The 14,186-nt window shown below is 31.4% G+C and carries 10 protein-coding genes and 1 other annotated feature; all 10 genes read left to right on the top strand.

All coding sequences use genetic code 11. The features are described from left to right. The first annotated feature begins 474 nt into the window (after window positions 1-474). The 10 genes from psyc5s11_RS21770 (at window position 475) to psyc5s11_RS21725 (ending at window position 14,185) form a co-directional block, all read left to right on the top strand. Window positions 475-4,221, top strand: coding sequence for a phosphoribosylformylglycinamidine synthase (locus psyc5s11_RS21770; RefSeq protein ID WP_224034560.1), 3,747 nt, complete (start codon window positions 475-477; stop codon window positions 4,219-4,221). A gap of 225 nt (window positions 4,222-4,446) precedes the next feature. Further along, entirely contained in the window at window positions 4,447-4,926 is a 480-nt protein-coding gene (purE, locus tag psyc5s11_RS21765) for a 5-(carboxyamino)imidazole ribonucleotide mutase (RefSeq protein ID WP_224034559.1), read from the top strand. Then, window positions 4,926-5,633: a phosphoribosylaminoimidazolesuccinocarboxamide synthase gene (gene purC, locus psyc5s11_RS21760; RefSeq protein WP_224034558.1), complete on the top strand. Its 708-nt coding sequence runs from the start codon at window positions 4,926-4,928 to the stop codon at window positions 5,631-5,633. Before purE ends, purC begins: the two co-directional genes overlap by 1 nt. 191 nt (window positions 5,634-5,824) lie before the next feature. Beyond that, on the top strand, window positions 5,825-7,243 hold the full coding sequence (gene purF, locus psyc5s11_RS21755) for an amidophosphoribosyltransferase (protein ID WP_311196385.1): 1,419 nt from the start codon (window positions 5,825-5,827) through the stop codon (window positions 7,241-7,243). Between the two features lie 38 nt (window positions 7,244-7,281). Further along, window positions 7,282-8,283, top strand: coding sequence for a phosphoribosylformylglycinamidine cyclo-ligase (gene purM / locus psyc5s11_RS21750; protein WP_224034557.1), 1,002 nt, complete (start codon window positions 7,282-7,284; stop codon window positions 8,281-8,283). Then, window positions 8,271-8,882 carry a phosphoribosylglycinamide formyltransferase gene (purN, locus tag psyc5s11_RS21745; protein ID WP_224034556.1) on the top strand — a complete coding sequence of 204 codons (612 nt, stop codon included), beginning with the start codon at window positions 8,271-8,273 and terminating at the stop codon, window positions 8,880-8,882. Before purM ends, purN begins: the two co-directional genes overlap by 13 nt. 12 nt (window positions 8,883-8,894) lie before the next feature. Further along, window positions 8,895-10,403 (top strand): bifunctional phosphoribosylaminoimidazolecarboxamide formyltransferase/IMP cyclohydrolase, encoded by a 1,509-nt coding sequence (purH, locus tag psyc5s11_RS21740; RefSeq protein WP_224034555.1) that lies wholly within the window; start codon window positions 8,895-8,897, stop codon window positions 10,401-10,403. A 211-nt stretch (window positions 10,404-10,614) separates the two neighbouring features. Beyond that, the gene (gene purD, locus psyc5s11_RS21735) at window positions 10,615-11,865 is read left to right on the top strand and encodes a phosphoribosylamine--glycine ligase (protein ID WP_224034554.1); all 1,251 of its coding nucleotides are present in this window, start codon (window positions 10,615-10,617) and stop codon (window positions 11,863-11,865) included. A 157-nt stretch (window positions 11,866-12,022) separates the two neighbouring features. Beyond that, window positions 12,023-12,233 (top strand) — a binding site (T-box leader). Between the two features lie 50 nt (window positions 12,234-12,283). After that, on the top strand, window positions 12,284-13,561 hold the full coding sequence (gene serS / locus psyc5s11_RS21730; protein ID WP_224034553.1) for a serine--tRNA ligase: 1,278 nt from the start codon (window positions 12,284-12,286) through the stop codon (window positions 13,559-13,561). Window positions 13,562-13,816: 255 nt separating this feature from the next. Next, window positions 13,817-14,185, top strand: a complete 369-nt coding sequence (locus psyc5s11_RS21725) for a BlaI/MecI/CopY family transcriptional regulator (RefSeq protein WP_224034552.1) — start codon at window positions 13,817-13,819, stop codon at window positions 14,183-14,185. The last annotated feature ends 1 nt before the right edge of the window (window position 14,186 follow it).

The raw sequence follows: 14,186 nt of genomic DNA, 5'->3' as shown, positions 1-14,186 counted from the left end.
CCTTTTTTGCTTGTAATATTTTTCTTTGGATTTAAAACCAACATTCATGTAAAGTTTTTATGGCAATAATCTTGGTGCAGACTGTTGATAAATCATATATTGCTGTTCATAAATATTAAGAAATATTTTTGGTAGAACTAAATAACCTATTCTCATTGTGATGTTATGAGTATATTATTTCTTTAATAAATACAAACTAAGATGTCTAGCATAAGCTGAACTTTTGCTTATATTAGGAATCTTAGTTTTTGTGAATAAAAAATAAGACGAATTATAAAAGCAAACAATCACTACATAATTCGGAAAAACACAAATTAAATGAAAAATTAACACAATAAAAGTTGACATCATACGTGTTAGATGATAATCTTAGAGTATAGATACGAAAGTTAATAGAGTACTGTTAGAAAACATTCGCCATTGAAAAAAGTGGTGATTAAGCTAAATCTCATAATATTTTTTGGAGGAATTAAGATGTTAGATATTAGAAGCGTATTCGTTGAAAAGAAAAAAGGATTTAATGTAGAAGCTAAAAGTTTATTAAATGATTTTAGAGACAATCTAGGAGTAGCAAATTTAGATGAGGTAAGACTTGTTAATAAATATGTTATTGCGGATATATCTGAAGAATATTATAAAAAGGCATTACATACAATTTTTTCTGAAGCAACAGTAGACGTAGTTTACGAATCAGAATTATCAATGAATCAAGGAGAAGTAGCGTTTGGCGTAGAATTTTTACCAGGTCAATATGACCAAAGAGCAGATTCAGCATCAGAGTGTTTAGCACTATTAACTGCTGAAGATAAGGTAGAAATAAAATCAGCTAAAATAGTTATATTAAAAGGAAAGTTATCACAAAATGATATTGAAAAAATTAAGAATTATTATATTAATCCAGTCGATTCAAGAGAAGTTGATATAAATAGCAAAGATTTATCATCACTTTCAAACATACCTAAAGATGTTCAAATCTTAGATGAATTTACCCAAAAGACTTTAGAACAATTAAAAGAATTTCATAGTGAACAAGGTTTAGCTATGAGCAGCGACGATCTTCTTATGATTCAAGATTATTTTAAAGAAGAAAAGAGAGATCCAAGTATAACTGAAATTAAAGTTATAGATACATATTGGTCAGATCACTGTAGACATACAACATTTTCTACAATATTAGAAGATGTTCAAATAGAAGATAACAAGTATACAAAACCTATAAAAGCAAGTTATGAAGGATACATAAAATCAAGAGAATATGTTTATGGGGAAAAAGAAAAGAGCAAAACTCTTATGGATATGGCAGTAATTGCTATGAAAGAACTTAGAAAAAGAGGAAAGCTTGAGGATTTAGACATTTCTGAAGAAATTAATGCTTGTTCAATTAATGTGAAAATTGAAACAGATAAGGGCATGGAAGATTATTTAGTAATGTTTAAAAACGAAACTCATAATCATCCAACAGAAATTGAACCTTTTGGTGGAGCAGCAACTTGTCTTGGCGGAGCTATAAGAGATCCACTTTCAGGAAGAACTTATGTATATCAAGCAATGAGAGTTACAGGCGCAGCAGATCCAACAGTTGCAATTGAAGATACATTAGAAGGTAAACTTCCTCAAAGAAAAATAGTACTTGGAGCAGCTCATGGATATAGTTCATATGGAAATCAAATTGGTCTTGCAACAGGTCAAGTTGAAGAAGTATATCATCCCAATTATGCAGCTAAGAGAATGGAAGTTGGAGCAGTTATAGCAGCAGCACCAAAAGAAAATGTTGTAAGAGAAGAGCCGGTTCTTGGAGATGTAATAATATTACTTGGTGGTAGAACTGGAAGAGATGGTGTTGGTGGAGCTACAGGTTCATCTAAGGAACATACAGTAGATTCAATTAATGAATGTGGAGCAGAAGTTCAAAAGGGAAATGCACCTACTGAAAGAAAAATTCAAAGATTATTTAGAAATGCAACAGTAGCAAAAATGATTAAAAGATGTAATGATTTTGGTGCTGGTGGAGTTTCAGTAGCAATTGGAGAACTTTGCAGAGGTTTAGATATAGATTTAGATAAGGTTCCTAAGAAATATGATGGATTAGATGGAACAGAACTTGCAGTTTCAGAATCACAAGAAAGAATGGCAGTTGTGGTAACAAAAGAAAATGCAGATGAATTTATAAGACTTTGTAATGAAGAGAATTTAGAAGCTAATTTAGTAGCTAATGTTACTGATACAGATAAATTAAGGTTATTCTGGAGAGGTAAGAATATTGTTGATTTAAAGAGAACTTTCTTAGATACAAATGGAGCTACTCAAAAAACAAACGTTACAGTTAAAGCACCAAGTGATTATCCATATACAGTAGCAGATATAAATGTTAAAGAAGAATGGATAAATAACTTAAAGAAATTAAATGTATCATCTAAGCAAGGATTAGCAGAAAGATTTGATGCAACAATTGGCGGTGGAACAGTACTTATGCCATTCGGTGGTAAGTATGCAAAAACTCCAGCAGAAGGTATGGCAGCTAAAATTCCAGTACTTCATGGTGAAAGCAAAGATGCAACTTTGATGACTTTTGGATTTAATCCAGAACTTGGTACTTGGAGTCCATATCATATGGCATATTATTCAGTAATTGAAAGTATTACAAAGCTTGTAGCTATGGGTGGAGATTATAGACGTGCTAGATTAACTTTTCAAGAATATTTTGAAAGATTAGGTACAGATGCTTCAAGATGGGGTAAACCATTTGCAGCATTACTTGGTGCATATAACGCACAAATGGCATTTGAGATTCCAGCAATTGGTGGTAAAGATTCAATGTCAGGAAGTTTTGGAGATTTAGATGTACCTCCAACACTTGTATCTTTCGCCGTAGGAGTTGAAAAAGCTAAAAATATAATATCACCAGAATTTAAAAAGATAGGCTCAAGTTTAGTTTTATTACAAACTGAAAAGTTAGAAGATGGAACTATAAACATAGATAAGCTTAAAAAGAATTTAGATGTTCTGTATACATTAATACAAGATAAAAAAGTAATTTCTGCATCAGCTATTAAATTTGGAGGAGTTTCAGAAGCTCTTACTAAAATGGCACTTGGAAATAGAATTGGTATAGAATTTGAGAACTTAACAAAAGATGAATTATTTGCTTTCAACTATGGAACTATAATATTAGAAGTTAAAAAGGGTATTAATATAGAAGAAGAATTTAAGAATTGTCTTTACAAAATGGTTGGTAAGACAATAGATTCTGCAGCTATAGTAAGTAAAGAATATGATTTCAACTTAAAAGTTGAAGATTTAGAAAAAACTTATGAGAAAAAATTACTTTCAGTATTCAAGATTAAAACTACAGATGTTAAAGAAAAAATAGAAACAGTTTTGTATGATCATAAATGTGTGCTTTCTCCTAAGCTTAAAATAGCTAAGCCAAGAGTTGTAATTCCAGTATTCCCAGGAAACAATTGTGAATATGATTGTGCTAGAGCCTTTGAGAAAGAAGGAGCAGAAGTAACTCAAGTTGTATTTAGAAATATAACTAAAGAAGCACTTAATGAATCAATAGAAAGACTTGCAAATGAAATAAGCAAATCTCAAATTCTTATGATTCCAGGAGGTTTCTCAGCAGGGGATGAGCCAGATGGTTCTGGTAAGTTTATTGCGAATGCTCTTAGAAATGAAAAGATAATGAATAGCGTAATGGAATTACTTAATAATAGAGATGGACTCGCAATTGGTATTTGTAACGGCTTCCAAGCATTAATCAAATTAGGATTAGTGCCATACGGAGAAATAGTTGATATAAAAGAAGATATGGCAACATTAACTTATAATAATATAAATAGACATATGTCTTCAATTATAAACACAAAGGTAGTTTCAAATAAATCACCTTGGTTTAATGAAGTTAATGTAGGAGATATACATTCAGTTGCAATTTCACATGGTGAAGGAAGATTTGTAGCTCCTAAAAACTTAATTAAGGAATTAATTAAAAATGGTCAAGTTGCAACTCAATATGTTGATCTAGAAGGAAATATTTCTTTAGATATGCCATTTAATCCAAATGGTTCAATGTATGGAATTGAAGGTATAACAAGTCCAGATGGAAGAGTTCTAGGTAAGATGGCTCATAGTGAAAGAATTGGAGAAGACTTATATAGAAATATTCCAGGAGACTTTGATCAAAAAATATTCAAGGCAGGAGTTAATTATTTCAGTTAAGAGTTAAGAGTTAAGGATGAATGTTGGATGTGACTCTTGGCGCTTGACTGTTTAGAAGGGTAAAATGTCCAGAATTTAAGAATTTAAGAATTTAAGAATTTAAGAATTTAAGAATTTAAGAATTTAAGAATTTAAGAATTTAAGAATATTACCATATATATTCTTCAGAATATGCGCCAAAAATGCGGGTTTAGATATAATCTTATAAATAAATAGGGGGTCTTTATGCAAGTAGGAATATTTTTTGGAAGTAAGTCTGATACAGAAGTTATGAGAGGTGCTGCAAATGCTTTAAAAGAATTTGGAATAGAATATAAAGCGTTTGTACTTTCAGCTCATAGAGTACCAGAAAAATTAGAAGAAACGCTTCAAGAAATTGAAGCACAAGGATGTCAAGTTATAATTGCTGGAGCAGGTTTAGCTGCACATTTGCCAGGAGTTATAGCGTCAAAGACAATACTTCCTGTAATAGGAGTTCCAGTTAAAGCTGCGCTTGAAGGTGTTGATGCATTATATTCTATAGTACAAATGCCAAAGTCAATTCCAGTTGCAACTGTTGGAATTAATAACAGTTACAATGCAGGAATGTTAGCAGTTCAAATGTTATCAGTTAATAATGAAGAGTTAAAAAACAAATTAAAACAATTTAGAATAGATATGAAGAAAAAATTTATTGAAGATAATGCAGAAGGAGTAGATTTATAATGGAAAAATTAGAAATGTTATATGAGGGAAAAGCAAAGAAGATTTACGCTACAGAGAAGGCTGATGAAGTAATTGTATATTACAAAGATGATGCAACAGCATTTAATGGAGAAAAGAAGGGTCAAATTGAAGACAAAGGTGTTATGAATAATGAAATCACTTCAATTTTGTTTGAACTTTTAGAAAAAAAAGGTGTAAAGACTCATTTTATTAAAAAGCTTAACGAGAGAGAACAATTATGTAAAAAGGTTGAAATAGTACCACTTGAAGTAATAGTAAGAAATGTAGCAGCTGGTAGTATGGCTAAAAGATTAGGTCTTGAAGAAGGATATAAACTTAAGACTACAGTATTTGAATTCTCTTACAAAGATGATGAACTAGGAGATCCATTAATAAATAGTTATCATGCTGTAGCAATTGGAGCAGCAACTTTTGAAGAAATAGATATACTTTTAGCTATGACAGCTAAAATAAATGATATACTAAAAGAAGTATTTGCAGCACAAAATATTAACTTAATTGATTTTAAAATTGAATTTGGTAGAATGGCTGATGGAACTATAGTTTTAGCTGATGAAATTTCACCAGATACTTGTAGATTCTGGGATGCGACTACTGGAGAAAAATTAGATAAAGATAGATTCAGAAGAGATTTAGGTAATGTTAAAGATGCTTATATTGAAATATTAAAGAGAATCTCAAAATAACAGTTAACAATGTACAGTTAACAAGGAACAATTGAGGAACAAAACTCACAGAGAAAGTTCTGCTAACCAAATATAAAATTTGGAGCATTACTTTTCTTTCAGAGTTTGAAAAAAATATTTTTAGAAATCCCTTTCGGATTTCATCCTTAATTGTCAACTGTTAACTGAATAATGATGAAAGGATTGTGCAGATGAATAATCCAAATTTTGAATTAATAATGGATCCAAGTAATGATAAATTTAAGGATGAGTGTGGAGTTTTTGGTGTTTATGCCAATAATCCTATAGATGTTGCATCTATGACTTATTATGGACTTTATGCCCTTCAACACAGAGGACAAGAAAGTGCAGGAATAGCAGTTGCGGATGGAGAAAAAATTGACATACATAAAGGTTTAGGTCTAATTACAGAAGCATTTAAACAAGATGATTTACAAAAATTAAAGGGTCATATAGCTATAGGCCATGTAAGATATTCAACTGCTGGAGGAAAAGGCATTGAAAATGCTCAACCGATATTAGCTATGTCAAAAATGGGACCAATAGCTATGGCTCACAACGGAACCTTGGTAAATGCTGATGTAATAAAAGAATTGCTTGAAGATGGAGGACAAATTTTTCATACTTCAACAGATTCAGAAGTAATTTCTTGTCTTATAGCAAGAAGTGCAAAAAAAGGTTTTGCAAAAGCAGTAGTTGATGCTATGTCAGCTATTAGAGGATCATTTGCATTAACTATTATGTCAAAAGACAAATTAATTGGAGCTAGAGATCCTCATGGAATTAGACCACTTTGTCTTGGTAAAATTGATGAAGGATATGTATTAGCTTCAGAAAGTTGTGCATTAGATGCAATAGGCGCTGAACTTATAAGAGATATAGAACCAGGGGAAATAGTTATAATAGACGCAGAGGGCGTACATTCATATAGATATTCTGAAAATACTCAATGTCAAACTTGTGCTTTCGAATATATATATTTTGCAAGACCAGACTCAAGAATTGATGGACTTGAAGTACATACAACTAGAGTAAAAGCTGGAGAACAATTATTTAAGGAACATCCATTAAAGGCTGACCTAGTTATTGCTGTTCCAGATTCAGGAATACCAGCAGCTATAGGATATGCAAAGGCATCTGGAATACCTTATGATACTGGATTTATTAAAAACAGATATGTTGGAAGAACTTTTATATCACCATCTCAAGAAATAAGAGAGAGAGCAGTTGCTGTAAAATTAAATCCATTAAAGGTAAACTTGGAAGGCAAGAATGTTATACTTATTGATGATTCAATAGTAAGAGGAACTACTTCAAAACATTTAGTTGAATCTCTAAGACGTGCAGGAGTAAAAGAAATTAGCTTTTTAATTGCATCACCAGGTGTTAAGTATCCATGTTACTTTGGAATAGATACACCTTATAGAAGTGAGCTTGTTGCTGCTAATAATACTGTGGAAGAAATCAGAGATATGATTGGCGCAGATTATTTAGGATATTTAAGTGAAGAAGGCGTTTATAAGAGTTGCGTAGGAAAAGAAGGATTCTGCATGGGATGCTTTAATGGAGTTTATCCAGTTGCCGCACCAGTAGAAAACCAAGTACAATAGAAATATCAAAAGACCATCTTGAAAGGTAGGAATAATAAATGATTACTTACAAAGAAGCCGGAGTTAATATAGAAGAAGGATACAAATCAGTTAAATTAATAAAAGAATATGCAGCTAGAACTATGAGCGAATATGTACTAAACGGACTTGGTAGTTTTGCAGGAATGGTTGAATTACCATCAGGATATGAAAAGCCAGTTTTAGTTTCAGGAACTGATGGAGTAGGAACTAAGCTTGAAATTGCATTTAAAAACAAGAAATATGATACAGTTGGAATTGACTGCGTAGCTATGTGCGTAAATGATATTTTATGTCATGGAGCTAAACCTTTATTTTTCTTAGATTATATAGCTTGTGGAAAACTTGAAGCTGAAGTCGCTTCAGATTTAGTTAAGGGTGTCTCAGATGGTTGTGTAGAATCTGATTGCGCTTTAATTGGAGGAGAAACAGCTGAAATGCCTGGTTTCTATTCAGATGGTGAATATGATATGGCCGGATTTGCCGTGGGTATTGCAGATAAAGATAAAATCATAAACGGTAGCAATATCAAAGATGGAGATAAATTAATTGGGATAGCTTCTTCAGGAGTTCATTCTAATGGTTATTCATTAATTAGAAAAGTATTCCCAGATTTAAATGAAGAATTTAATGGCGAAGAAGTATGGAAGACATTAATTACTCCAACTAAGATTTATGTGAAGCCAGTACTTAAATTATTAGAAAGTTATGAAATTAAAGGAATGGCTCATGTTACTGGTGGAGGATTTATTGAAAATGTTCCAAGAATGTTCAACGGTGGAGATTTTACAGCTGTAATTAAAAAGGATTCATATCCACTTCCAGCTATATTTGAAAGAATCGTTGAAAAAGGTGTAGATAAAGATCATATGTACAATACCTTCAATATGGGAATTGGATTTGTTCTTGCGGTTAAAGAAGCAGATGTTGCACCTATTATTAAAGCTTTAGTAGAAATGGGAGAAAAAGCTTATGAAATAGGATATGTAACATCTGGGGGTGAAGGTATTTGTTTAAAATAGCAGTCTTAGTTTCAGGTGGGGGAACAGACCTTCAATCTGTAGTAGATGCAGTAGAAAATAAATATATTAATGGCAAAATAGAAATGGTTATAGGGAGCAAAGAGGGTATTTATGCCCTCGAAAGAGCCCAAAAACATAATATAGATACTTTTGTTGTAACAAGACGTGAATATGGAGAAGAGTCTTCAGACAAGATATTAGAATTAACAAAGGGGAAAGTTGATTTAATAGTTCTTGCAGGATTTTTAGCAATTTTAGATGGAGAAATATTAAAAGAATTTGATAATAAAATTATAAATATTCATCCATCTTTAATTCCTTCTTTTTGTGGACCTGGAATGTACGGATTGAAGGTTCATGAAGCTGTAATTAAAAGTGGGGTAAGATTTTCAGGGTGTACAGTACACTTTGTAAATTCAGAAGTTGATGGAGGAGCAATACTTCTTCAAGAAGCTGTTCCAGTTTATTTTGAAGATGATGCAGAGACTCTTCAAAAGAGAATATTAGAAAAAGAACATATAATATTACCTAAAGCAATTAAATTACTTAGTGAAGAAAGAATTAAAGTAATTAATGGCAGAGTTAAGATAGAAGAATAAGGGGGCCTTTTCGTGAATAAGAGAGCTTTAATAAGTGTATTTGATAAAGATGGAGTTTTAGATTTTGCTAAATTTTTAGTATCCAAGGATGTTGAAATTGTATCAACAGGTGGGACTTATAAATACTTAAAAGGAAATGGTTTAAATGTAATTGAAATTAACGAAGTCACAAATTTTCCTGAAATGTTAGATGGAAGAGTCAAGACTCTTCATCCATTAGTTCATGCAGGAATTCTTGCTATACGCGATAATGAAGAACATATGAATACATTAAAAGAAAGAGATATTCATACAATAGATTATGTTGTAGTAAATCTATATCCATTTTTTGAAAAAGTTAAAGAAGATTTAGAATTTGAAGAAAAGGTTGAATTTATAGATATCGGTGGACCTACAATGCTTAGAGCTGCAGCCAAGAACTTCCAAGATGTTGTAGTAATTTCTGATAAGAATGACTATAAGGTTGTCATGGAAGAAGTTGAAGCAAATGGTGTAACTTCTTTAAAGACTAAGAAGAAATTAGCAGGTAAGGTATTTAATCTTATGAGTGCTTATGATGGTGCTATTTCAAACTTCTTATTAGCAGATGATGAAGAAGAATACCCAGAATATCTTTCTGTTTCATACAAGAAGATGCAAGGCTTAAGATACGGAGAAAATTCACATCAAAGCGCAGCGGTTTATTCTTCTACAATGCTTGATGGGGCTATGAACACTTTTGATATATTAAATGGGAAAGAATTATCTTACAATAATTTTAAAGATTGTGATATTGCTTGGAAATGTGCTAATGAATTCGATGAGCCAGCATGTTGTGCTTTAAAACATAATACACCTTGTGGAGTAGCAGTTGGTACTGATAACTATGAAGCTTATATGAAAGCTTATGAGGTAGATCCAACTTCAATATTTGGTGGGATTATTGGCTTTAATAGAAAAGTAGACAAGAGAACAGCTGAAGAAATGGTTAAGATTTTCTTAGAAGTTATAGCAGCACCAGAGTATGATGAAGATGCTTTAGAGGTATTAAAAACTAAAAAGAATCTAAGAGTTCTTAAGTTTAACAATACACCAAAAGCTGATAAATGCATGGTTACAGTTGACGGAGCAATGCTAGTTCAAGAAGAAGATAGCAAGTTAATTGAAGAAATAAAAGTTGTAACTGAAAAGAAACCAACTGATGAGGAAATGAAAGATTTATTATTTGGTATGAAGGTAGTTAAATATGTTAAATCAAATGCTATAGTTGTAGCTCATGATGGAATAGCACTTGGAATTGGTGGAGGTCAAGTTAATAGAATTTGGCCAACTGAAGATGCTCTAAAGAGAGGAACAGGAGCTACAATATTAGCTTCAGATGCTTTCTTCCCATTTGGAGACGTTGCAGAAATAGCAGCAAAGTCTGGTATAAAAGCAATAATACAACCAGGTGGATCTGTTCGAGATCAAGAATCTATAGATGTTTGTAACAAATATGGAATTGCAATGGTATTTACAGGATTTAGACATTTTAAACATTAGATTATAATGTTATAATTAAATATAATCATTCATAAATTAATGCTCAATGGTCAATTTTCAATGACGGAATTCATAATTGGAATTTGAAAATTGGGCATTAGAACGTAATAACAATAACTGAAAAACTAAATTTAATAATAATTGTCAATAGGTAACAGTATATTAAATATTAATAAATTAGAATTAAAATTTGATTCGGAGGTATATTTTTATGAAAATTCTCTTAATAGGTGCAGGTGGTAGAGAACATGCTTTAGCTTGGAAACTTGCAAAAAGTGAAAAGGTAGAAAAAATATTTGTTGCACCAGGTAATGGTGGAACTGCAATTGAAAATAAATGTGAAAATGTTAATATAACTGATATTTGTGAGTTAGTTAAATTTGCACAAAAAGAAATAATTGATCTTACAATAGTTGGACCAGAAGATCCTTTGACAAAGGGGATTGTTAATGAGTTTAAAAAAGAAGGATTAAAGATATTTGGGCCAGCTGAAAATGGTGCACAGCTTGAAGGTAGTAAAAGTTTTTCTAAGGAATTTATGAAAAAGTATGGAGTTAAAACTGCAGAATATGAAAAATTTACGAATGTAGATGAAGCACTTAAATACTTAGAAACTTGCCCATATCCAACAGTTGTTAAAGCTGATGGACTAGCTGCTGGAAAAGGTGTTGCTATATGTGCAAATAAAGAAGAAGCAATTATTGCTGTAAAATCATATATGGTAGAGGATATTTTCAATGGTGCAGGTCAAAAGATAATAATCGAAGAATTCCTTGAAGGTGTTGAAGCTTCAATTCTTTCTATAACAGATGGAAAAACAATAATTCCATTTATATCAGGAAAAGACCACAAACAAATATTTGATGGTGGCATTGGCCCTAATACAGGTGGAATGGGAGTTCTAGCTCCAAATCCTTATGTTACAGATAATGTAATGAAAGACTTTGAAGATAATATAATGGCTAGGACTTTAACTGGAATACGCGAAGAAGGCTTTGATTATAAGGGAATTATTTTCTTTGGTATTATGATTACTGAAAAGGGAACTTATCTTTTAGAATATAATGTTAGAATGGGAGATCCTGAAACACAATCAGTTCTTTATTTAATGGAAAGTGATTTAGTAGAAGTGATTGAAGCAGCACTCAGAGAAGAATTAGATAAGACTACTATTAAGTGGAATGATGGAGTTTGTATAAATGTTGTTCTATCATCAGGAGGATATCCAGGGGAATTTGTTAAGGGATATGAAATAAGCATAGATGAAAAAGTAAGAGACAAGGTGTTTTTAGCAGGAGCTAAAGCTGAAGATGGAGTTTTAAAGACAAATGGCGGTAGAGTATTATCAGTTGTTGGTCTTGGAAAAACTGTAGAGGAAGCTAGAATTGATGCATATGAAAACATCAAATATGTAACTTTCAAAGATGCATATTGCAGAACCGATATAGGAATTCATAAATAAAATTAATATTTTAGATAGATGATTTAAAACAGTAAATAAATTTTTATAAAAACAAGTTTATTTACTGTTTTACTGTTTTACTGTTTTTAGATATGATTTATTTACTTGTAAATATGAATAAATAAGTATATAATGACAGAAGATATAAATATAGAGAAAATAAGCGATGATAGAAGCTACGATTTATTAATTTTCTTCAGAGAGCCGATGGGTGGTGTGAATCGGTGAGAATATAAATCCTTCCACTTTTTGAGCTGTCGGCGATGAGTCGAAAGTTTTGTGCCCTTTAAAGCACTCTAAAGAGGTCAAGTAATATTAATTAATTGACAATTTGGGTGGCAACGCGTGAATATACTTTCGTCCCATATTTTATGGGAGGGAAGTTTTTTTATTATAATAAATTATTTAGGAGGCAAATATGTTAGATTTAAAATTTGTAAGAGAGAATCCAGATGTTGTAAAGCAAAACATTAAAAATAAGTTTCAAGATCATAAGCTTGCTTTGGTTGATGAGGTAATAGAGCTTGATGTTGAAAGTAGAAAAACGCAAATGGAAGCAGATGCACTTAGACAAAATAGAAAGTCAATATCTAAGCAAATTGGAGGCTTAATGGGTCAAGGTAAAAAAGAAGAAGCTGAAAGTTTAAAAGATCAAGTTAATAAAGGTGCTGAGCGCCTTAGCGAATTAGAAACTCTTGAAGGTGAATTACAAGAGAAAATCAAAGACATAATGATGAAGATTCCAAACATTATCGATCCATCAGTTCCAATAGGAAAAGATGACAGCGCAAATGTTGAAATTGAACGTTTTGGAGATCCATTTGTACCTGAATATGAAATCCCTTACCATGCAGAAATAATGGAAAAATTCGATGGTCTTGATTTAGACAGTGCAAGAAAAGTTGCTGGTAATGGTTTTTACTACTTAATGGGAGATATGGCAAGACTTCATTCTGCTGTAATTTCATATGCTAGAGATTTTATGATTGATAGAGGATTTACATATTGTATACCACCTTATATGATAAGAAGCAGTGTTGTTACGGGTGTTATGAGTTTCGAAGAAATGGATGCAATGATGTATAAAATTGAAGGTGAAGACTTATACTTAATTGGAACTAGTGAACATTCAATGATTGGTAAGTTTATAGATACTATTTTAGATGAAAAAGCATTACCACAAACATTAACTAGTTATTCACCTTGTTTTAGAAAAGAAAAAGGTGCTCATGGTATTGAAGAAAGAGGAGTATATAGAATACATCAATTTGAAAAACAAGAGATGATAGTTGTATGCAAACCAGAAGAAAGTAAAGTATGGTTTGACAAGCTATGGAAAGATACTGTTGATTTATTCAGAACTTTAGATATTCCAGTAAGAACATTAGAATGTTGTTCTGGTGATCTTGCAGATTTAAAGGTTAAATCTATAGATGTAGAAGCATGGTCTCCTAGACAAAAGAAGTATTTTGAAGTAGGAAGTTGTTCAAATCTTTCAGATGCGCAAGCACGTAGATTAAAGATTCGTGCAGATGGAAAAGATGGAAAGTATTTCCCACATACTTTAAATAATACAGTTGTTGCACCTCCAAGAATGCTTATTGCATTTTTAGAAAATAATCTAAATGAAGATGGAACTGTAAATGTTCCAGAAGCTTTAAGACCATATATGGGTGGAAAAAGTATTATAAAGTAATATATAAATTATGGCGTTACTGCAAAATGATTTCAAATCAATAAGCGGTAACGCCTTTTTCATATAAATTAATAAAAAAGTATTTTTCAAAAATCAAATAAACTATTTAAATTAAAATATTGATATATATAGGTTTATTTCCATCTAAGTAAATTTTTATAATTATTTACCAGGGATATATTGACATGATATTCTACAAGGTGTAGTATGTACATATACTACACCTTGTAGAATATAGTGGGAGGGAAGATGAATATGAAATTAACGAAAATTTCAGATGCAGAAATGGAAATAATGAAGATTATATGGAAAGGAAATAAACAAATTACTACAGCAGATATTTTAGAAAAGTTACCCAAAGAAAACTCATGGAAAACTACTACAGTAATGACACTTGTAACAAGATTAATTGAAAAAGGAATTTTAAGTGTAATCAAAGTGGGAAAATTAAATCATTATTCTCCTAAAGTTACGGAAGAAGAGTATAAAGAAGCTCAAACCAATGTTTTTTTGGATGATATGTTTAATGGCTCAGTTAAAAGTTTTATGGCAACCCTTTATAATAGTAGAAAAATAAGTAAAAAAGATATTGCAGATTTGAAGAATTGGATTAAAGAGGTATAAA

It is taken from the genome of Clostridium gelidum, assembly GCF_019977655.1.
In the GTDB taxonomy this organism is placed as follows: domain Bacteria; phylum Bacillota; class Clostridia; order Clostridiales; family Clostridiaceae; genus Clostridium; species Clostridium gelidum.
The sequence above is the reverse complement of the archived record's forward strand: the minus strand, read 5'-3'. Positions and strand labels throughout refer to the sequence as shown.